The sequence below is a fragment of the Rhizobium sp. NFR03 genome, assembly GCF_900111275.1.
Lineage (GTDB): Bacteria > Pseudomonadota > Alphaproteobacteria > Rhizobiales > Rhizobiaceae > Ferranicluibacter.
The window spans coordinates 64991-85824 of sequence record NZ_FOGR01000008.1; the positions used below are offsets into that span (position 1 = coordinate 64991).

Consider the following 20834-nt stretch of genomic DNA (forward strand, 5'->3'; position numbering starts at 1 on the left):
GTTACTCGACAGTGACGTCGGTCAGTTTCAGCCGGTTGTCCGGGGGTGCTATGAAGCCCTTGACCTTCTTGCTGACGCCGTAGATCGCGTTGGTATTATAGAGCGGTACCTCGTAGGCCTTCTCGGCCGTATATTTGCCGATGTCTTTCAGGATGCGCTCCCGCTCCGCGCGGTCCGTGAGGGGACGCTGGGATTCCAGCAGTCTGTCGAGTTCTGCGTCCTTCTCGTACGGGTTCCACTTCTCTCCCGAATGGTACATCGAGTAGGCGGTGTTATCGTAGTCGAACGTCCATCCACCCCATTTCTGCTGGAACATGGCGCCGGTCTTGCCCTGCGGAATGATGTCGTTCAGCAGAACGTTGGTCTCGTATGGCTTGATCGTGGCCGTGATACCGACCATCTGCAGGTAGCTGGCAATAACCTGCGTCACTTCGTTCATCGTCGTGTCATTGCCGCGGATATCAATCTGAAGCGTCGAGCCCGGCTTCACGCCGGCCTCCGCGAGAAGCTTCTTTGCACCCTCGGGATCGTAGGGGAGCGGCTTCAGCTCGGGATCGTAGCCGAAGGAAAGCGCACCCTGGAAGTTTGCGATCTCCGACCCCTGCCCGGCAAGAATCGACTGAACGATGGTCGCCCGATCCACCGCCATGATGATCGCCTTGCGGACCCTCGGGTCGGCCGTGATGCCGTCCCGCGTGTTGAAGCGCAGTGCATCCACGGTTGGGCCGGGAACGCTCACGATCTGGAGATTGCTGTCGGCTTCGATCACCGGCAGCATGCCGATGGGAATGGTCGGCGGGATGACGAGATCGACGCGCCCGGCCTGGAGTTCGGCAACGGCGGTCGCCGGCTCGGTGATGAAGCGGTAGTCGAGTTCAGACAGCTTTGGCGCTCCGCCCCAGTAGTCGGGGTTGGCGGCGAGCGCGATGTTGACCTTCGGCGCGTAGGACACGAATTTGAAGGCGCCCGTGCCGACCGGATGAAGATTGAAATTGTCCTCGCCGTTTTCCTGGATGTATTTGGGCGGCACGATCATTGCGCCATAGCCTGCAAGCTTGGTTAGAAGAACCGGATCCGGCGCCTTGAGCTTCATGTCCACCGTGGTGTCATCGATGATCTCGACACTCTCGATGGCCGTGTAGTTCGACCGTTGCGGCCCCTTTGCACCCTGCTCGCCGAGGAGGCGGTCGAACGTGAATTTCACGGCTTCCGCGTTGAAAGGCTCGCCATTGTGGAATTTGACGTTCTGACGAAGCTTGAAGCGGATGCGCTTGCCTTCGTCAAGTTCTTCCCAGGATTCAGCCAGACCCGGTACGAGTTTCAGATCCGGGCCGCGATAGGTAAGCCCGTCGAAAACATTGGTCGCGACGGCTGCCCACTGCACGAGAAATGTATCGACAGGATCCCAGCTGCCGGGATCCTGCGGCGTGGAGATGGTCATCTTGCCGGCTGCAAGTGCGGGTGCGGCCGGCAAGGCGACGCTGGTGAGGGCGAGGGCGACGAGGGCCGCCGCTCCTGAATGCGATTTTGTCCCTGCTTGTGTTCTCGTCATCGGTTTTTTCCTCTCAATGTGGGGGCGATCTTCGGACGTGTTCAGGCCGTTCTCGCAACGAAATGGCCGGGATGGATTTCATCGTGAAGGAGGACCGCAGGCTCGTCGCCCACGCGCCGGACGGGGTTGGGGATCTCGCCCTCGATCATTTCGCTGCGCCGCGCGACGGTCGGATCGGCAACGGGAACGGCGGACAGCAGCCGGCGGGTGTAATCATGCTGCGGCGTTTCGAAAACCTGCCGGCGCGTTCCCAGTTCCACGATCTGGCCCAGATACAGCACAGCGACGCGGTGACTGATCTTTTCAACCACCGCCATGTCATGACTGATGAACAGGTAGGCAAGTCCGCGTTCGGACTGCAAGTCCATGAAGAGGTTGATGATCTGCGCCTGGATGGACACGTCGAGGGCCGACAGGGCCTCGTCCGCGATGATGAGCTTCGGATCGGAGGCCAGCGCGCGCGCGATGCAAACGCGCTGGCGCTGGCCGCCGGAGAACTCGTGCGGATACCGATCCGCGACGGCGGAACTCAGTCCGACGCGTTCGAGCAGTTCGTCCACCCGCCTGCGCACTGCCTGCGTGCCGGAGATCAAGCCATGTGTGTTGATCGGCTCCGCAATCGAGAAGCCGACCGTCTTTCGCGGATCGAGCGACGCGAACGGATCCTGGAAGATGTACTGAACCTCCTGACGCATCCGGAAGCGATCCCGAGACGACATGGACGAATAGGGGCGACCTTCAAACGCGATCTCGCCGCCTTCCGAGCCCTGAAGCTGCTGGATCGCGCGGCCGATGGTCGACTTGCCGGAGCCCGACTCTCCGACGAGCGCCAGCGTTTCGCCGGGATAGATATCGAAGCTCACCTTCTGGACCGCGCTGAGCCGGTGGGTGGCCTTGCCAAAGAGATTTTTGCGGATGTCGAAACGGACCACAAGATCGCGAACGGACAGAAGCGCGGAGGCTCCGTAATCTGCCGTGTTCTGGACCCGCTCTTCCCCGACGGTTTTCGGCTCTCCGTCTTCCAGCACCGTCAGCGGCTGGCGCATGGGAAACGCCTCGCCCGTCATGCTGCCAAGTCGCGGAACGGCCGACAGGAGCATGCGGGTGTAGCCATGACGGGGGGCCGCAAATATCTGCCGGACCGGGCCATCTTCGATCTTCCTGCCCTTCCACATCACGACGACATCGTCCGCCATTTCCGCGACGACGCCCATGTCATGGGTGATGAAGACCATGGCCATCCCGAGGTCTTTCTGAAGATCGCGCATGATGGTGAGGATCTGGGCCTGGATGGTGACATCAAGAGCGGTGGTCGGCTCGTCAGCGATCAGGAGCCTGGGGCGACAGGCGAGCGCCATCGCTATCATGACGCGTTGACGCATTCCGCCCGAGAGCTGATGCGGATAGCGGCCCAACAATGCCGTGGCATCCGGCAGCCGCACCATCTCCAGAAGCCTTCGCGCCTCTGCCGTCGCTGCTGCGTCGCCCAGCTTTTCGTGGAGCACCAGCACTTCCCGGATCTGGTCTCCGACCGTGAAAACCGGATTGAGCGAGGTCATCGGCTCCTGAAAAATCATGGCGATATGCTTGCCACGAATGGAGCGCATGTCTTTTTGCGAAAGGCGGAGCAGGTCACGGCCTTCAAACAGAATGCGACCGGCCGGATAGGTCGCTCCCATCATGTCGGCCAGTCTCATCGTCGACAACGACGTGACCGATTTCCCCGACCCCGACTCGCCCACGATTGCGACCGTGTCGCCCGCTTTGACCGAAAAGGAGAGGTCGTCAACCGCCCGGGTCGTCCCGAACGCGACACTCAGCCCCTCGATGGACAGGAGCGGGGCGATTATGGGGGATTGGTCCGTCATTCCTTCGTCTCCGGCGGCAGCTGCGTCATCTGCTCAAGGTGTCGATCGGCGATGTGTGATAGTGGGGACGCCGCTCGCTGCGAGGCAGGGCACGTCTATCGGAACAGACCCGGTTCGCAGCTTGAGGCTATTGAAGTAGAACAATGATGTCCACAGTGTTGAACAATTTTTCACCGTCGCCCAAAGAATAAGCTTTTCATTGAATTCGACGCCCCGGTCTTTCGCCACGCGGATCCGAAGAGACGCTTCGCATCGACACCGAAAACGCGAATGCAACGGGGCAGTAGACAGCGTGCAATGTTGAGGGTAGTCTTGCTTAATCGTTTAAGCAAGCTGGTAGAACGCAATGTCGGCTGGTCGCGCAACACCCAATCTGAGCCGGATCGCGGCATCGCTCGGAGTGTCCCCGGCGACGGTATCGAATGCGCTTTCCGGCAAGGGGCGTGTCTCGGCCGAGGTGGCGAACCGCATCAGGGCGGTCGCGGACGCGGCGGGCTACATGCCGAGCCAGGCCGCGCGCGCTCTTCGCACCGGACGCTCGGGCGTTCTCGGCCTCGTTCTGCCGGACATATCTCATCCGCTTTTTCCACAGATCGCACAGGCTATCGAGCATGCCGCCAGCACTGCGGGATACGGTGTGCTGATCGCGGATTCGCGCGGCGACACGGCCCTTCAGACCGATGCGATCTACCGGCTGATCGAGCGTGGCGTGGACGGCATCGTCATCATTCCGCGGCTTGGAACCCGGATCGTCGATATCGGGTGCCCCATGGCTGTCATCGACAGTCCGTCGACCCCCGGAAACACGGTTTCCGCCGATCATTGGCAAGGCGGCCAGCAGGTTGCAGACCATCTGGTGTCGCTCGGACACCGGGCTTTCCTGCTGATCGGCAACAACCCTCTTTCCAACGTTCAGAACGACAGGATCGGAGGCATCCGCTCCCGCCTTCCCGCTGGAGTGTCGGCGGAGGTTCTCTGGGTGGAAAAACACGATGCCGAACATGGCGCAGCCTCCTCTCTCGGTCTTGCGACCAGGGTCGCATCGGGTGTGACCGCCTTTGCCTGCGTCTCCGACCTTCTGGCGCTGCGGGCGCTCACGGAACTTCAGCGCGCGGGCGTGCGCGTACCGGAAGAGGTCAGCATCACCGGCTTCGACGACCTTGCCTTTTCCGCGGCCGTCACCCCCGCCCTCACCACTGTCCGGATGGATCTGCCAAGGATCGCGCGAACCGCTGTCGATGCCCTTGTTCAGGCCATAGACCTCGACGCCGTCCCCGCTACGGGTTCGAGTGGCGTCCCCATGCATCTCGTCATTCGCCAGACATCCGCACACCCGCCCGGGCATCCGGCAGCAGACTGATCAACCGTTCCTCAAGGAGACCGCCATGCAGAAATCGAGTATCCTTCTCTCTACCGTCGCATTGCTGGCTGCCGGTGCAGCACAGGCGCAGGACAAGACGCTGACGATTTCGGTCTATGCCTTCGCGCAGGACGAATTCAAGGAACTGGTCTACGACCCTTTCGAGGCCAGGTGTGGCTGCAAGCTGGTGGTCGAGACCGGCAACAGCGTCGAGCGGCTTGCAAAAATGGAAGCCAACAAGGCTTCGCCCGTCATCGACATGGCGGTCGTTTCGATGGCGGACGCGCTTTCCGCCGCGCGGAGCGGACTGACCGAGGCAATAGATCCGGCCAGCCTTTCCAGCTTCGACGCGCTTTACGATATTGCCAAGGATCCGAACGGCGACGGCATGAGCGTCGGCTACACCTTCTATGCAACCTCGATCGTCTACCGCACCGACAAGATGAAGGTGGAGTCCTGGGCCGATCTTCTCAAGCCGGAATATGCCGGCCATGTCGCCTTTCCCAATGTGACCACCAATCAGGGGCCGCCGGCGCTCTATATGCTCGGCGAGGCGCTCGGCAACAATACGCCGGATCTCAAAGGCGCGATCGAAGCGCTGGGCGAGAAGAAGGACGACATCGTGACGTTCTACGTCAAGTCTTCGCAGCTCGTGCAGCTGATGCAGCAGGAGGAGATCTGGGCCGCCCCCATCGGCCGGTTCTCCTGGGCGCCCTTTACCAAACTCGATCTCCCGCTCGGCTGGGCAACGCCGAAAGAAGGGCAGACAGGCGGCATGAACGTGATGATCCTGACGAAGGGGTCCAAGAACAAGGATCTTGCCTTGCAGTTCATGGACTTCTGGCTGTCGACAGAGGTGCAGACGAAGCTTGCGGAAAAGATGATCGACAGCCCCGCCAACAAGCTCGTCAAGGTGTCCGACACCGTTGCGGGCAACATTACCTATGGCGAGGACACCGCAAAATCGCTGAAACTGATCCCGTCCGCCGTCGCCCTCGACAACCGAGATGCCTGGTTGTCGGAATGGAACGCCAAGGTCGGGCAGTAGACGGCAAAGTGCGCCGCGACGGACCGGCTGCAAGCCCGGCAGCTGGCCCCAAGCGGCACAGGAGACGAGACCCATGTTTCAAAATCGCACCGAGGCCTTGGCCCTCGCCCTGCCTGCGGCGCTCTTTGCCGGCCTCGTCTTCCTCGTGCCGGTCGTCCTGCTCCTGTCGGAAGGATTTCGCGTCAGCGGCAGCTGGTCGCTGTCCGCCTACGCCGATTTCTTCTCGCAGCCGCTCAACCGCACCGTTTTCCTGCGCACCCTGAAGCTCGGTGCGCTGGTCACGCTCGCCGCCGCGCTGATCGGCTATGCCACGGCCATCGCCATCGTCGCCCTGCCGCCCGGCGCGAAGGGCCGGATGATCGGTCTGGTCATTCTGCCGCTGATGGTTTCGCCCGTGGCGCGAACCTATGCCTGGATCGTCATTCTCGGGCGCACCGGCATCGTCAATCAGGCGCTCACAGGGCTCGGGCTTACCGATGCGCCCGTTCGCATCCTCTTCTCGGAAACGGCTGTCTTCATCGGCCTGCTGCAATTGTTCCTGCCGCTGATGGTGATCTCGTTGATCAGCGCGCTTGAAAACCTGCCGCGCGACGTCGTGCCGGCAGCGCGCGTTCTGGGCGCCAACCCCTTGCAGGTATTCTGGAAGGTCATCCTCCCATTGACGCGGGAGGGGCTGGTCGTCGGGGGAACCCTTGTCTTCACGGGCTCCATGACGGCCTATATCACCCCCGCCATTCTCGGCGGCTCGAAGGTTCTCATGCTGGAAACACTGCTCTACCAGCAGGTGACGACCGCCAATAATTTCGTATCGGCCAGCATCATCGCTCTTATCCTGATCGTCATGAGTTTTGCCGCCAACAGTCTCCTCAAGCGGCTGGGCGTAGCGAGGACTGCGCGATGAGCAGCAGATCCGTTTCCGCGATCATCCTGTTTCTGGTGATGGTCTTTCTCATCGGGCCATTCCTGATCATCGTCGCTGCGTCCTTTTCCGCCGGTGACTCGCTTGCTTTTCCGCCGCAGGGCTTCTCGCTCAAGTGGATCGCCAAGGTCTTCACGGTCGAAAGCTTCCGCGAGAGCTTCGCCATGTCCATGTTCCTCGCCATCGGCGGAACGGGTGCGGCACTGGTGCTGGGGATCCCGGCGGCCTATGCGATGTCGCGTTACAGACTGCCCGGCGCGGAGACGGTTCGGACCGTCGTTTCCGCGCCGATCATCGTTCCCGGCATCATCGTCGGCCTGGCGCTGCTGCGTTATGTCGTCGTTCCCGCCGGCATCCCCGTCGTGCTCGCGCTGTTTCTGGCGCATACGGCTCTGGTTCTGCCCTATGCCGTCCGGGTGGTGTCGGCCAGCCTTGCCAATCTGCGCTCGGACATCGAGGAAGCAGCCGTGCTCCTCGGGTCCTCCCGGCTGGGCGCGTTCTTCCGGGTGGTGCTGCCGAATATCAGCGGCGGCATTCTCTCGGCGTTCATCCTCGGCTTCGTGACGAGCTTCAACCAGGTTCCCGTATCGCTTTTCCTGTCCGGGCCGGGCGTGCGCACGCTGCCCATCGACATGCTCGGTTACATGGAGATCGTGTTCGATCCTTCCATCGCCGCGCTGTCGTCGCTCCTGGCATTCCTGTCCATCGGCATCGTTTTCCTCGCCGAGCGTTTTCTGGGGTTTTCCCGCTATGTCTGACCGTGCCTATCTCTCTCTCGACAAGCTCACTCTCGGCTATGGCAAGACGCTTGCCGTCCGCGACCTCGATCTCGATATCCGCAAGGGAGAGCTTCTGGCGCTTCTCGGCCCGTCCGGCTGCGGCAAGACGACCACCATGCGCGCCATTGCCGGCCTCATGCGCCCCGTGAGCGGACATATCCGGCTCGACGGCGCCGATATAACGCGCCTGGCCGCCAACAGGCGTCAGGTCGGGCTGATGTTCCAGTCCTACGCTCTCTTTCCGCACCTCACCGTGTTCGAGAATGTCGCCTTCGGATTGCGTCTGAAGGGCATGGCCGGAGCAGCGCTCGACGACCGGGTCGCCAGGGGCCTTGCATCGGTTGGCCTGTCGGATTTCTCGAGCCGCAAGGTTCCGGAGCTTTCCGGAGGGCAGCAGCAGCGCGTCGCGCTTGCACGGTCCATGGTGATGGAGCCCAAAGTCCTCCTTCTGGACGAGCCCCTCTCCAATCTGGATGCGCGCCTTCGCCTCGACATGCGTACCGAGCTTCAGCGCGTCCAGAAGCAGACCGGCGTGACCATGATCTTCGTCACGCATGATCAGGTGGAGGCGCTCGCCCTCGCTGACCGCATCGTCGTGATGAAAAACGGCGCCATCGAACAGATCGGTACGCCCGAAGAGATCTACAATCGTCCGGTCTCGCGCTTCGTGGCGGATTTCGTCGGTTTCGAGACGGTGTTTGCGCTCAATGCCGGCCGGCTGGTGACATCGACAGGGGAGATGCCCTTTCCCGATGCGCCAGCGGACGCCGCCGGTCTTGCCTGGCGCCCGAAAGGCGTCGAGCTTGGGACGGGGCCGATGCGTGGTATCGTCAAGGGGGTCTCCTTTGCGGGCGGCACCCGCGAATACGTGCTCGAGACCCCACTCGGCCCCGTCAAGGCGGAAGCCGATGCGTCCCTCACCGCGCACGCTCTGGGCGACGAGATCGCCTTCGATCTTCCGATCTCGGCCGCCGCTCCTCTCCAGCGGTTTGCGTGATCCGGCATGGGGGTATGGATCGATACGGATATGGGCTTTGATGACATTGCAGCCATTCTGGTGGTGCGGCATGGCGGGCTGGAGATCGACGGCGTGTCCCTCGTATTCGGCAACGCGCCGATGGAGCAGGTGCGGCGCAACGCTGCGGGCGCTTCACGCGCCTTCGGCTGGCGTTTCCCTTTCCATGCGGGGCGAAGCCTGCCGGTTCTCGGTCAGCTGGAAACGGCGCAATCCATTCTCGGGGACATCGGCATCCCGACAGCGGGCCTCAAGCTGCCCGAAGCGCCCGATCTTGAAGCGCCCGATCCTGTCGCGGGCAATGCCTTCGCGGCTCTGTGCGCCTGGCTTGAGACCGCCCCCTCCCCCCGCCGTATCCTTGCGCTCGGGCCGCTTACCAACATTGCAGCCGTCGTGCTTGCCCGCCCTGACCTCGCCAGCCGGATCGACAATCTCACATGGATGGGGGGCGGCGTGACGCGCGGCAACCACACGGCATCTGCCGAGTTCAATGCCTATGCGGACCCCGAGGCCGCCGCCATCGTGCTGGCGGGCAGCACTGCGTTGCGGATGGTGGATCTCGATCTGTGCCGTACGGTGCTTGCCTATCCATCCGATGTCGAGCCGATCCGGCAGGCTGGCGGAGAGAATGCGGCTCTGCTTGCGGATCTCCTTGCCGGTTTCATCGACATCGCCACGACGCGGCAGAGATCGGGCATGGCGCTCTACGATGCGGTGGCCGCCTGCGCCTTCATCGACCGTGACTGCGTCACCTTTCAGCCGGCGCGGATCGAAATAGAGCTTGCCGGCCGGCTGACGCGCGGGCGCACCGTCGTGGAAACGCGAGCGAGCCATGGCGTCTTCAACGCGCATTTCGCGGCGAATGGCGATGCTCCTGACATGCGCGCAACGATCCTCGAAGCATTGAGCCGGGAGGCCGCGAGATGACGGACCGCAACCGCGAACCCGACGATCTCAACGATTTCGCGCTTCGTAAGCGCGCCATCGCTGCCGCACGCGGCGATGCGCCATTCGACAGGATGATCGTCGGCGGTATTCTGGTCGACATGGTCACAGGTGAGCGCCGGGCGGCAGACATCGGAACCGTCGGCCCGCTGATCGCCTCGGTCCATCCGCCCGGAGTCCGGCGGGATGCTGCCGATATCCTCGACACAGCGGGCGGGTTCGTGACGCCCGGCCTGATCGACACGCATATGCATATCGAAAGCTCCATGGTCACGCCCGCGACCTATGCTCGCGCCGTCCTGCCAAGGGGCGTTACCACCATCGTCTGGGACCCTCACGAACTTGCGAATGTTCACGGGATGGACGGTATCCGCTTTGCAATCGAGGCGACGCGGACGCTGGCCTTGCGCACCCTCCTGCTGGCGCCGTCCTGCGTGCCTTCCGCACCTGGCTTCGAGCTGGCCGGCGCGGAGGTCGATGCCGGAACGATGGCGCGCCTGCTGGCGATGCCGGACATACACGGAGTCGCGGAAGTCATGAACATGCGGGGCGTCATCAATGGCGAGCCGACCATGCAGGGGATCGTTCAGGCTGGACTTGCAGCCGGCAAGCCCGTTTGCGGACATGCACGCGGTCTCGAGGGCGCAGACCTCGCCGCATTCATGACGGCCGGTATCGAGTCCGATCACGAACTCGTTTCCGGCCCGGATCTCCTTGCGAAACTGCGTGCGGGGCTGATCATCGAGCTGCGCGGCTCTCACGATCATCTGCTGCCCGAATTCGTGGAAACGATCAATCGGCTCGGTCATCTTCCGCAGACCGTCACGCTTTGCTCCGACGACGTCTTTCCCGACGACCTGATGGAAAGAGGCGGTATCGACGATGTGGTGCGGCGGCTGGTGCGATACGGGCTGAGGCCCGAATGGGCCTTGCGCGCCGCCACGCTCAATGCGGCTCAACGGCTTGGCCGGCGCGATCTCGGCCTGATCGCCGCAGGACGCCGCGCCGATATCGTGATCGCCCCGGATCTCGATGATTTCCAGGCGAAGGTCGTCATCGCCAGCGGCCGGATCGTCGGCCGGAACGGTTGCCTTGACGGGACGATCCCGCCAGCCGACACCACCGCCTTGCGGCATTCGATGAAGATTGCTCCGCTCGAACCCGACGATTTCAGGATCCGTTCAGATCTCGACCGGGTGCGTATCGCGACCATCGACCGGCCGAGGTTCACGCGCTGGGGCGACGTCAGCGCCCAGGTTCACGATGGTTTCGTCGTTCCGCCGGATGACGTCACCCTCATCGCCGTCGCTCACCGCCATGGCCGGGCGGACAGCAGACCGTGTGTCGGCTTCCTGCGCGAATGGGGAACGTGGCGCGGGGCGTTCGCAACCACCGTATCGCATGACAGCCACAATCTGACGGTGTTCGGCAGCAATCCGGCCGATATGGCGGCAGCGGCCAATGCCGTGATTGCAGCAGGAGGCGGCATGGCGGTGGCGAGCAAGGGCGGCGTCGATGCCTGTCTGCCGCTTCCCCTCTCGGGGCTCGTTTCCGATGCGGCGTTGCCCGACGTCGCGCAGGCCTTCACGGCCGTCCGGGCGGCCATGGACCGCATCATCGACTGGCAGCCGCCCTATCTCGTTTTCAAGGCCTGTTTCGGGGCGACGCTCGCCTGCAATGCCGGCCCTCATCAGACGGACAGAGGCATTGCCGATGTGGAAACCGGTCGTCTTCTGGAAACGCCTGTTCTGACCGACCGATAATCAGCCGTGCAATTCCTGCTCGACCAGCGTCACCCAGAAACGAACGCCCGGCCCGATGGCGTCGTCGTTGAAATCATAGGCGGTGTTGTGATGCAGCGCGCCATCCACCGCCGGTCCATTGCCGAGCCAGACATAACAGCCCGGCGCGCGCCCGGCGAAGAAGGCGAAATCGTCGCCGGCCGTCGATGGGGGAAAGGCCGTGCGGACCTTCTCGCCGAACACGGACCGTGCCGCAGCGAGAGCGCGGGCCGCGGCATCGGCATCGTTGACGACGGGCGGGATGCGCCGCTCGAACGCATAGTCGGCGGCAATGCCGAACATCACGGCGGTGCCTTCGGCCAGCTGGCGGATTCCCGTTTCAAGCTGATCGCGCACCTCCGGCACATAGGCGCGTGCCGTACCGCCGATCTCCACGACGTCGGGAATGACGTTCAAGGCCCTGGGATCGCCCGCCTGTACGGAGCAGGCGCTGACGACGGCCGGTTGAAGGGGGTCGATCACACGGCCGACAAGGGTCTGGAGCGCCGCCAGAAAGCTCGCGGCCGCCGTTATGGGGTCGCGGCCGAGATGCGGTTTCGCGCCATGTGTTCCCGTACCGCGAAAGGTCACGCGCCAGCTGTCGGACGAGGCAAGCTGGGGCCCTGCGACGACGGCGATCTCATCGGTCTGAAGGCCCGGCATGTTGTGAAGGCCATAGACGGCATCGCAAGGAAACCGGTCGAAAAGACCGTCCTCGACCATGCGCCGGGCGCCGCCGCGCCCTTCCTCGGCCGGCTGGAAGATGAAGTGCACCGTTCCGGAAAAGGCGCGGCTGCGGGCGAGATGGCGCGCCGCGCCCAGAAGAAGCACCGTGTGTCCGTCGTGACCGCAAGCATGCATTGTCCCGGGAACCGTCGAGCGATAGGGACGGTCGGCCGTTTCAGGCATGGCGAGCGCGTCCATGTCCGCTCGCAGCCCGATGCGGCGCGCACCGTCTCCGATCTTCAGGGTGCCGACGACACCGGTGCCTCCGAGACCCCGTGTCACGGTGACCCCTGCCTCCTCCAGAAGCCTTGCGACAATCGCGCTCGTTCGCACTTCCTCGAAGCCGAGCTCCGGATAGGCATGAAGGTCCTGCCTGAGATCGGTCAGAAAAGGCAGGTCGGCGGCGATATCGGGAGGCAGTATCATGGCGGGGTCGCAGGCCCTTGCGTGGAGGGAAAGATCGAATGACCCTATACCGCAGAAAGTTCTTTATCCAAAACCCCAGACAAGGACGTCGCGATGCAGCCGCATGATCTCTGGCAGACGATCTACCAGCCGGGGTCTTTCGATCCCGGTGGACCCCACGAGACCGTTTACCCGGCCACGCTTCGCGATGGCCGCCAGCTTCTCCTGCCGATACGACCCCTCGCCGATGGCCGGCATGCGCTCGCGTCGCTGATTATCAATCAGGCAAGTTTTACCGTTCAGGATGCGCTGGCCGGGCAACTCGCCGATCTGCTTGCGCCGTTTGCACCTGATATCGTCGTCGGACTGCCGACCCTCGGATTGACGCTTGCAGGCGCCGCCGCGCGCATGCTCGGCCATTCGCGCTACGTGCCTCTCGGAACCTCGCGCAAGTTCTGGTATCGCGACGATCTCTCCGAACCGATGTCCTCCATCACGACCCCGGGCATAGAGAAGCGGCTCTACCTCGATCCGCGCATGCTGGCGCTGCTGGAGGGACGGCGCGTCGTGCTTGTCGATGACGTCATTTCCAGCGGCACCTCCATCCGCGCCGGTCTTTCGCTTCTGGCACGGGTGAACGTCAAGCCCGTGGCTGTCGGTGCGGCCATGCTGCAGTCACGCCGATGGGACGTTGCGCTGGCAGACGCTGGAGAGGACATTCGAGCCCGCACGCTTGGCGTTTTCTCGACACCGCTTCTCTCAAGGACGGAAAAGGGAGACTGGTGCGATGCTTCGGAAATCTCGTCTACACTTCGCGGCGCCTAGACGCGGGTCGCCTCGTCAAGATGTCCATCAGAAAAATAACCATTAGATTTTTTTAATCTTCCGGCCACCAAAAGGAAAGGTTGAGCAGCATATTTTCTACATGTGTCCAGCAGGGCCTTCAAGCTCCATGGACGAACAAAGGAAACGATCATGTGGATCAACGCAAAATCTCTCTTCACAACCGGGTTGATCGCCGTAACCATCACAGGTGCCGCGATGGCCACCGCACCGCAGGCTGAGGCCCGAAACCGGTTCGGTGTCGGGCTTGCGGCCGGTGCCGTCGGCGGCGCCCTGCTCGCGGGAGCACTTGACAGACCTGTTTACGCTGCACCTGTCTATCCATCGACAGTCTACGAGCCCGTTTATCCGCCTGTCGTGGAAGCGTATCCGGCCTGTAGAACGGTGTGGCACCAGAATGCCTGGGGCGACATGTATCGGACCCGCAGCTGCAACTGACCGCAGACATTAACCTAAATTAGACTTCAGTTCGCTGATGAGACGTGCGTTCAAGCGAGCGATCACGATCACGGCATATTACGAATCGGAGACTATCATGAAACTCACGCACATCGTCCTCGCCGCTCTCATGGCATCGAGCTCGATCGGCGCAGCCGCTTATGCTGCCGACCCGGACAAGTCGACCGCTCAGGAAACGAAAGTGGGCAAGGAACTTGGCAGGCTCTCCACCGATGGTGCGACTGCGTTCCGCGACATTCGTCTGGCGCGAATTGCCATCTTCGACGCAGAGCCCGGCAAAGCCAAATCTCTCATCGAGAAGGCGCAAGCATCGCTGAAGGCTGCCAAAGCGGATGACACGGCATACCTGAAGGCCGATGGCGACTTGGTCGCCGCGCCTCGCTCTGTAAATACGGCAAAGCCCGATGCAAACCCAACCCCGACACCGAAGCCGGCGGGTGAGGAGATCGCATGGCTTCCGATCGATGGACAACTTGTCCTGGGCGAGGATCTGGTCTCGACGCCTAAAAAGCAGGCTGCCGTGAAGAAGGCAAACCAGCATCTGCAAGCCGGGGACCGCAAGACCGCAACTGAGACATTGAAGGCCGCTGATATCGATGTAAGCTTCACCATGGCCGTTGTGCCTCTCGACAAGACGATCACGACGGCAGGTGACGCGGCAAGCTTGATCAAGGAAGGGAAGTACTACGAGGCGAATGCGGAGCTGAAGCAGTTGGAAGATTCCGTTCGCTTCGACACGCTCGACGTGACCGCCGGATAAGCTCGGCCGAACCCAGAAACTGCTGACTTCAAGGCCGCCGTGGACATTCCGGCGGCCTTCATCTGTCCAGCGGCAGCGTCTCGCTGCTCGATCTAAGCCCGCGACCGGGCAGCGAATGAAGATTCGGAGATGGTGATTTGACGGCCCGGTATCTTTCCCGTTCCTTGGTGGAGCTGCTTCGGGTGTATCTGCGACGGAGAGATGCGCTCCTTCCATTGGCCGGATTGCTCCCCGGTGAGGATGGTTTCGCCGCCTTCAGCCCGCTGGACAGGCCGACCATATCGTCAACCTTCGCGGATACCTCAACCTCGCGCAGTGTGACGGTCTTGCCGTCGGCAACGAGAAAACACACGGGGCCGTCGGCTTGGGGCTGCGCGCGACAGTCGATACGATGACGAGATCAGGCGTTTCGCGTTCCTGAACGGTAACGTCGAGTGCCTGCCCCGGCTACAAGGCGGCGTCGGCATGGTCGATGAAGACGATCGGCCTGGTATAGGTCATGCCACTATTCGTAAGGATCAGCGAAATCCGGACGCTGAGCGTGCAGGCCGGCAGCGATGTGCGGAGAAGATCGATTTCAGTTTCTGGAAGTGTGAACTCGAAATAGATCGGCTTCATCTGCGTGATCGTCACGATGGAGGTGCTCGGCGCGACGGACGCTTTACTCCACGGTGTTGACTTGGCGACAACATGGGCCGTCGTGTAAGCCACTAAGGCATTCGTCGTGGCAAGTCTGGCACAGAGATATTTTGCCTTTCCGACGTGCCAACTGTGCCGCGCTGTTGAAGAGATACTAACCCTCTCCAGATCCGCTAAGCGTTTGATATTGTCGAAATGTTGTGGTGAGCGCCGTGTTGTACACTTCCTCACCGTCTTGGCCCGGCGGATCGCGATCATGAAGCATGCAGGTTTGTTTTCCGAGGTCTAGCCGGCCGCTATCGGATCATCAATGTCCTGGCTTTGGAAATGATCAATCAAGAAGCGTGCGGCTGGTCCTGGCGGTGTATCGGTGCGGTAGACGGCCTGAAGGCGGTAGGGGCCGCCTTTGCAGTCCGGAAGATCGAGCTGCACGAGGCGCCCAGATTCTATGTCGTCTCTCACCATCGGCTCTGGCATATTGCCCCAGCCGATACCCTCCTTGAGCAGCATGTGCTTGGCGCCCAGATCGGCGAGCCGCCAGGTATGGTTTCCGACGACAGCGAACTCGTGGCCCTGGGTAAGGGGCGATCTGTCGGTCAGGACCAGTTGGATATGTCCTCGTGCCGCGCCCGGCGGGTGAGATCCACCAGCCAACGGGTGATCCGGTGAGGCGACGGGGATGAGTTTGACGAAACCTACTCCGATGCGCTCGAGGCCCGCGATCTCAACATCAAGGGGGCCACTGATGCCGATCGCCGCGGTTCGGTTGAGCACGATCTGCGTCACGGCACCCAAGGCTTCGACATAAAGCCGAAGGGAAACGCTCGGAAATTCCTTCCGAAACGCCTTCAGCGCATCCATCACGCGTGCCGCCGGTAGCATGACGTCCAGTGCCAGGTGCACCTCCGGCTCTACACCACGAAGCATACTTTTTACCTTGGCCCGAAGATTGTCGATGCCATGGGCCACGCTCTTGGCCTCGGCAAGGACCGTTCTTCCTTCCAAAGTTAGCTGCGGCTTCTTCGTCGAAAGCCGATCGAAGAGCGTGACACCCAATTGCGTTTCGAGGTTGGCGATCGTGTAGCTGATCACAGACGTAGCACGGTTGAGCTTCCTCGAAGCCGCCGCGAAGCTGCCGGTCTCAACCACGGTAATGAAGACTTTAAGCTGATCCAGCGTCGGCTGTCCGGGATCTAACATTTCTAATTCCTCGATCGTTTTCGCCGAAATTATCTGAGTTTTCCGAAACGTCCAGTGGGCCTACCTTCAATCCATCGAGTTCAACCGCCGGAGCTGACAATGTCCTATTTGTCTAACGCTGACATCGAGCAAGTTATCCTGCCCTCAACCCGTGACCTCGGAGGCTTCTCCGTTCGCCGGGCATTGCCTGCAGCCATGCGCCAGATGGTCGGGCCCTTCATATTTCTCGACAGTTTTGGGCCAGTGCGGTTCGGTGCTGGCGAAGGAATTGATACCCGCCCTCACCCCCATATCGGTCTTTCAACACTGACCTACCTTCTCGACGGTGAGTTGCTGCATCGTGACAGCGAGAGCTATGTGCAGTCGATCAGCCCCGGGGAAGTCAATCTGATGGTCGCCGGTTCCGGCATTGTTCACTCCGAGCGGACTCCGGAACATATCCGCAAGGACGGGGGCAAGCTCACGGGCCTGCAGAGCTGGATCGCGCTTCCCAAACAAAAGGAAGAGACTGCACCGCTTTTTCAGCACATCGGCGCCCATGAACTACCAACGACCAATGGTGAGGGCATCAATATGAAGCTTCTTGCCGGCACGCTGCACGGACGTCGATCACCTGCCAGTATCTTCTCTGACCTCTTCTCTGCAGAGATCCAGCTCAAGGCTGGAGTACGCTACAGGATCGACGGGGAGCATATCGAGCGAGCGATCTTCGTCGTCAGCGGTGCGATCGAGATCATGGGGCAAGACGGTATCTACGGGCCGGATCGTCTGATCGTGTTCAAGCCCGGCGCAGAGATCGTTGTAAAGGCGAACGAGCCAGCGCGGTTTCTTGCCTTCGGAGGCGAGCCGCTTCCTGAAAAACGGTTCATCCGCTGGAATTTCGTGGCCACGGACCAGGAGCGCATTCGCCATGCTGCCAACCAGTGGCGCGAACGGCAATTCCCCGGCGTGCCGGGCGACGACGAGTTCATTCCCCTCCCCGACAACTTCAACTGAAACCCCATCTAATCAAGGAGAAGTACAATGACGACCTATGCAATCATCGGTTCCGGTGCGATCGGCTCTGCACTTGCTGAACGCTTCCATGCTGCAGGCGTTGACGCCGTTATCGCCAACACACGCGGTCCGGGCTCGCTTCAGCCTGTCACCGACAAGTTCGGCAGCACGGTGAACGCCGTCGAACTCGATCAGGCTCTTCAATCCGACGTTCTTATTCTGGCTGTGCCTTATGACGCCGTACCGGAAGTCGCTGGCAAAAAAGCAGCCTGGGAAGGCCGCACCATCGTCGACGCGACGAACGCTATCGACTTTCCTGCTTTCAAACCACGTGACCTTGGTGGCCGGTTGTCTTCGGAAATCGTCTCCGATCTCTTCCCTGGCGCTCAGCTCGTGAAAGCGTTCAACACCCTCCCGGCCGCTGTCCTGGCTGCCGATCCGGTGAAAGCGAGCGGAAAGCGCGTTCTCTTTCTATCCGGTAATTTCCCGGAGGCCAGCAAGAAGGTAGCGGACCTGATCGCTCGTCTGGGCTTTGCGCCGTCCGACCTTGGCAGTTTCAAAGCCTCCGGTTCACTTCAGCATTTCGGGCAGCCGCTGGTCGCGCTCAACCTGCTGAAAGACTGAGACGCAAAATCGGTCGATAAAGTCGAATGTAATGAACCAACCTATGCAGGTTTTATCGAATGATGAAAAAGCAGATGTTGCATTCATCGACACCAACATCCTCACGGAGTTACCGAAATGACCAAAGTTCTCGTTCTCTACTACTCGTCCTACGGCCACATCGAGACAATGGCAGGCTCAATCGCTGAAGGCGCAAGAAGCGCCGGCGCCGACGTTACGATCAAGCGTGTCCCGGAAACTGTCCCGCTCGAAATTGCCGAAAAGGCTCATTTCAAGATCAACCAGGAGGCACCGATTGCGACCGTCGCGGAACTCGCCGACTATGACGCGATCATCGTCGGTACCGGCACACGCTTCGGGCGGATGTCGTCGCAGATGGCGGCCTTCCTCGACCAGGCCGGTGGCCTGTGGGCACGGGGTGCTCTCAACGGCAAAGTTGGCGCAGCGTTCGCCTCGACGGGCACCCAGCACGGCGGACAGGAAACCACCCTGTTTTCGATCATCACCAACCTCATGCACTTTGGCATGATCATCGTCGGCCTGCCCTACAGCCACCAGGGCCAGACGAGCACTGAAGAAATTGTTGGTGGCGCTCCTTACGGGGCAACAACGGTTGCCGGTGGCGACGGGTCGCGCCAGCCTTCGCAGATCGATCTCGCCGGTGCCTTCCATCAGGGCGAGATCGTCGCCCGCACTGCAGCGGCTCTTGTCGCAGCCCGCAACTAAACCCGCCCGACCCACTCCTAAAATGCAGCTCCAAACAGACCAGCCGATTGCGATCGGCTGGCAAGGAGAAATCATGTCCTCGCTTTTCTCAAACAAGGTCGTCGCGGTCACCGGTGCAGGCTCCGGGATCGGTCGGGCGATAGCACTTGGGCTCGCTCGCGACGGCGCGACAGTGCATCTGGCTGATCGCGATGCCGAGGGTCTCACACAAACGGCAGAGCTCATCCGCACCGAAGATGGCCGGGCATTCACAACCGAGCTCGATGTCGCGAGCGAACTTCAGGTCGTCGGATGGATCGAACAGATCGATGCCGCATCCGGTCGGCTCGACGCGGCTTTCAACAATGCCGGGATAACCGGCCCTGCAAAACGGATTCAAGATTATCCATTAGAAGACTTTCAGCGGGTCATCGCCGTCAATCTCCAGAGTGTCTTTCTCGGGATGAAGTACCAGATCCCGCTGATCAAGCGCAGTGGTGGTGGCTCTATCGTGAACACGGCTTCCGTCGCCGCTTTGACGGGACCGGGAGGCATGAGTGCCTACGCTGCTTCCAAGCACGGGGTGCAGGGCCTGACCCGGGTTGTCGCGATGGAGAATGCAGCGCACGGCATCCGCGTCAACGCGATCGCGCCTGGCTGGACTGAAACGCCAATGGTCGCGGCAAACAGCCACCAGAACCCGGCGTTTGTGGCACTCGCTCAAAACGCCATTCCTGCCAAACGCGGCGGCAAGCCGGAGGAAATCGCGGCCGCGGCAATCTGGCTTGCCTCCGACGCCGCCTCCTATGTCACCGGACACATGCTGACCGTCGACGGCGGCATGACCATCGGTGGTTTTGAACTCTGACACCGAACCTCGAAAGGAAAATCCCATGTCAGACCAACCTGAAGCATTGAAAGCAATCGTCCGCCGCAACACACTCGAGGTGCAGTCCGGCGGCAACTTCGAACTTTTCGACGAGCTTTTCGCCGACGATTTTCTGGACCACACACCGCAGCCAGGCGGGACGCCAGACAAGGAAGGAGCGCGTCGTCTTTACCACGCGCTGCGCGAAGCCTTCCCCGACTTCCGCGCGGAAATTCACTGGCAAGCGGTCGATGGCGACATCGTGACGACTTTCAAGACCTATCACGGCACACATAAGGGCGTCGTCCTTGGGATCGCACCAACGGGCCGCCAGATCAAGTTCGAAACTGTCGATGCCATGCGCATTCGCAACGGCAAAATCGCCGAACACTGGGGTGTCGCCAACCTCTATTATCTTCTGCAGCAACTCGACGCCCTGCCCTCCTCGGCCCCCAAAGTGCCGGAACATTAGGGATCACCACAATGAGCAACAGTAACATTCTCGACGACAAGGTCGTCATCGTAACCGGCGCATCGAGCGGCATTGGACGTGCGATTGCCATCCGGGCTGCCGAACATGGCGCCAAAGCAGTTATCGTCTCGGACGTCGTGGAAGCACCGCGCGAAGGCGGTGAACCGACTGCCTCCGAGATCAGAAAACGGGGGGCCAAATCCGTCTTCGTGAAAGCAGACGTCAGCCGCAAGGCTGACAACGACGCCCTCGTTGCGGCGGCAGAAGAATTCGGCGGCGTCGATGTCATGGTAGCAAATGCAGGCATTACGCTGAAGACAGACGGGGCGGAGGTTCCCGAAGACGATTACCGCCGCCTGATGTCTGTCAATCTCGATGGCCCGCTGTTTGGCGTGCAGGCAGCTGCGCGTCAGATGAAAGCACTCAACAAGCAGGGCAGCATTGTCCTCATGGCAAGCATGGGCGGGATCTCTGGCGCCGGCATCACCGTCGCCTACTCGACCAGCAAGGGCGGCGTTGTGCTGATGGCCAAATCATTGGCCGACGCTCTTGGCCCCGACCGTATCCGCGTCAATGCAGTCGCACCCGGCACCATCGACACCGAGCTTCTTCGCACGAGCCCCGGTATCGCCCAGGCCTCCGAGGGCTTTCGCCAGAGGACGCCGCTTCGCCGGCTTCGCAAACCGGCGGAAGTCGGAGACGCCGTGGCTTTCCTTGGCTCGGACCTGTCGAGCTATGTGTCTGGTACCGCGCTCCTCGTGGATGGAGGACTGCTCTCCGTTATCTGATTTATCGACCCTCCAGTCGGACCCGCGCCCTCAAAAGCGCGGGTTTTTCTTTGCCTCCACCGTTCGATTTTTTCGACGATAA

21 protein-coding genes are annotated in these 20834 nt (G+C 61.5%); 16 read left to right on the forward strand and 5 right to left on the reverse strand.

The window, feature by feature from the left end:
• Position 1: 1 nt before the first annotated feature.
• Entirely contained in the window at positions 2-1552 is a 1551-nt protein-coding gene (locus tag BSG19_RS20430; RefSeq protein WP_092989873.1) for an ABC transporter substrate-binding protein, read from the reverse strand.
• 41 nt (positions 1553-1593) lie between these two features.
• On the reverse strand, positions 1594-3420 hold the full coding sequence (locus BSG19_RS20435; protein WP_092989874.1) for an ABC transporter ATP-binding protein: 1827 nt from the start codon (positions 3418-3420) through the stop codon (positions 1594-1596).
• A 346-nt stretch (positions 3421-3766) separates the two neighbouring features.
• On the opposite strand from BSG19_RS20435, the gene BSG19_RS20440 reads away from it, so the two are divergent.
• The 7 genes from BSG19_RS20440 to BSG19_RS20470 all read left to right on the forward strand — a co-directional run bounded on the left by BSG19_RS20440 (position 3767) and on the right by BSG19_RS20470 (position 11249).
• Positions 3767-4780 carry a LacI family DNA-binding transcriptional regulator gene (locus tag BSG19_RS20440; RefSeq protein WP_092989875.1) on the forward strand — a complete coding sequence of 338 codons (1014 nt, stop codon included), beginning with the start codon at positions 3767-3769 and terminating at the stop codon, positions 4778-4780.
• A 25-nt stretch (positions 4781-4805) separates the two neighbouring features.
• The gene (locus BSG19_RS20445) at positions 4806-5828 is read left to right on the forward strand and encodes an ABC transporter substrate-binding protein (RefSeq protein ID WP_092989876.1); all 1023 of its coding nucleotides are present in this window, start codon (positions 4806-4808) and stop codon (positions 5826-5828) included.
• Between the two features lie 73 nt (positions 5829-5901).
• Entirely contained in the window at positions 5902-6729 is an 828-nt protein-coding gene (locus BSG19_RS20450; RefSeq protein WP_092989877.1) for an ABC transporter permease, read from the forward strand.
• Positions 6726-7505 carry an ABC transporter permease gene (locus BSG19_RS20455; RefSeq protein ID WP_092989878.1) on the forward strand — a complete coding sequence of 260 codons (780 nt, stop codon included), beginning with the start codon at positions 6726-6728 and terminating at the stop codon, positions 7503-7505. The genes BSG19_RS20450 and BSG19_RS20455 overlap by 4 nt, the downstream gene beginning before the upstream one ends.
• On the forward strand, positions 7498-8523 hold the full coding sequence (locus BSG19_RS20460; RefSeq protein WP_092989879.1) for an ABC transporter ATP-binding protein: 1026 nt from the start codon (positions 7498-7500) through the stop codon (positions 8521-8523). Before BSG19_RS20455 ends, BSG19_RS20460 begins: the two co-directional genes overlap by 8 nt.
• 6 nt (positions 8524-8529) lie before the next feature.
• Entirely contained in the window at positions 8530-9468 is a 939-nt protein-coding gene (locus tag BSG19_RS20465) for a nucleoside hydrolase (protein WP_092989880.1), read from the forward strand.
• Positions 9465-11249, forward strand: coding sequence for an adenine deaminase (locus BSG19_RS20470; RefSeq protein ID WP_092989881.1), 1785 nt, complete (start codon positions 9465-9467; stop codon positions 11247-11249). Before BSG19_RS20465 ends, BSG19_RS20470 begins: the two co-directional genes overlap by 4 nt.
• On the opposite strand, the gene BSG19_RS20475 is transcribed toward BSG19_RS20470, so the two are convergent.
• Positions 11250-12419 carry a M20 aminoacylase family protein gene (locus tag BSG19_RS20475; protein WP_092989882.1) on the reverse strand — a complete coding sequence of 390 codons (1170 nt, stop codon included), beginning with the start codon at positions 12417-12419 and terminating at the stop codon, positions 11250-11252.
• 93 nt (positions 12420-12512) lie between these two features.
• Here BSG19_RS20475 and BSG19_RS20480 point away from each other — a divergent pair, with 93 nt between their 5' ends.
• The 3 genes from BSG19_RS20480 (at position 12513) to BSG19_RS20490 (ending at position 14460) form a co-directional block, all read left to right on the forward strand.
• A complete protein-coding gene (locus tag BSG19_RS20480; protein ID WP_092989883.1) occupies positions 12513-13223 on the forward strand; it encodes a phosphoribosyltransferase in 711 nt (236 codons plus the stop codon).
• A 150-nt stretch (positions 13224-13373) separates the two neighbouring features.
• A complete protein-coding gene (locus BSG19_RS20485) occupies positions 13374-13679 on the forward strand; it encodes a hypothetical protein (RefSeq protein WP_092989884.1) in 306 nt (101 codons plus the stop codon).
• 97 nt (positions 13680-13776) lie between these two features.
• Positions 13777-14460: a YfdX family protein gene (locus tag BSG19_RS20490; protein ID WP_170866053.1), complete on the forward strand. Its 684-nt coding sequence runs from the start codon at positions 13777-13779 to the stop codon at positions 14458-14460.
• Between the two features lie 447 nt (positions 14461-14907).
• Here the strand turns inward: BSG19_RS20490 and BSG19_RS25805 are convergent, their stop codons facing one another.
• The gene (locus tag BSG19_RS25805) at positions 14908-15357 is read right to left on the reverse strand and encodes an efflux RND transporter periplasmic adaptor subunit (protein WP_139274802.1); all 450 of its coding nucleotides are present in this window, start codon (positions 15355-15357) and stop codon (positions 14908-14910) included.
• Positions 15358-15384: 27 nt separating this feature from the next.
• Positions 15385-16299: a LysR family transcriptional regulator gene (locus BSG19_RS20500; protein ID WP_092989887.1), complete on the reverse strand. Its 915-nt coding sequence runs from the start codon at positions 16297-16299 to the stop codon at positions 15385-15387.
• A gap of 99 nt (positions 16300-16398) precedes the next feature.
• Between BSG19_RS20500 and BSG19_RS20505 the strand changes: the two genes are divergently transcribed.
• From BSG19_RS20505 to BSG19_RS20530, 6 genes are all read left to right on the forward strand, one after another.
• Entirely contained in the window at positions 16399-17295 is an 897-nt protein-coding gene (locus tag BSG19_RS20505; RefSeq protein ID WP_092989888.1) for a pirin family protein, read from the forward strand.
• Positions 17296-17322: 27 nt separating this feature from the next.
• Positions 17323-17919 carry an NADPH-dependent F420 reductase gene (locus tag BSG19_RS20510; RefSeq protein WP_092989889.1) on the forward strand — a complete coding sequence of 199 codons (597 nt, stop codon included), beginning with the start codon at positions 17323-17325 and terminating at the stop codon, positions 17917-17919.
• A gap of 117 nt (positions 17920-18036) precedes the next feature.
• Positions 18037-18645 (forward strand): NAD(P)H:quinone oxidoreductase, encoded by a 609-nt coding sequence (gene wrbA / locus BSG19_RS20515; protein ID WP_092989890.1) that lies wholly within the window; start codon positions 18037-18039, stop codon positions 18643-18645.
• 73 nt (positions 18646-18718) lie between these two features.
• Positions 18719-19492: an SDR family NAD(P)-dependent oxidoreductase gene (locus BSG19_RS20520; RefSeq protein WP_092989891.1), complete on the forward strand. Its 774-nt coding sequence runs from the start codon at positions 18719-18721 to the stop codon at positions 19490-19492.
• 25 nt (positions 19493-19517) lie between these two features.
• A complete protein-coding gene (locus tag BSG19_RS20525; RefSeq protein ID WP_092989892.1) occupies positions 19518-19964 on the forward strand; it encodes an ester cyclase in 447 nt (148 codons plus the stop codon).
• A gap of 11 nt (positions 19965-19975) precedes the next feature.
• Positions 19976-20752 (forward strand): SDR family oxidoreductase, encoded by a 777-nt coding sequence (locus tag BSG19_RS20530; RefSeq protein ID WP_092989893.1) that lies wholly within the window; start codon positions 19976-19978, stop codon positions 20750-20752.
• The last annotated feature ends 82 nt before the right edge of the window (positions 20753-20834 follow it).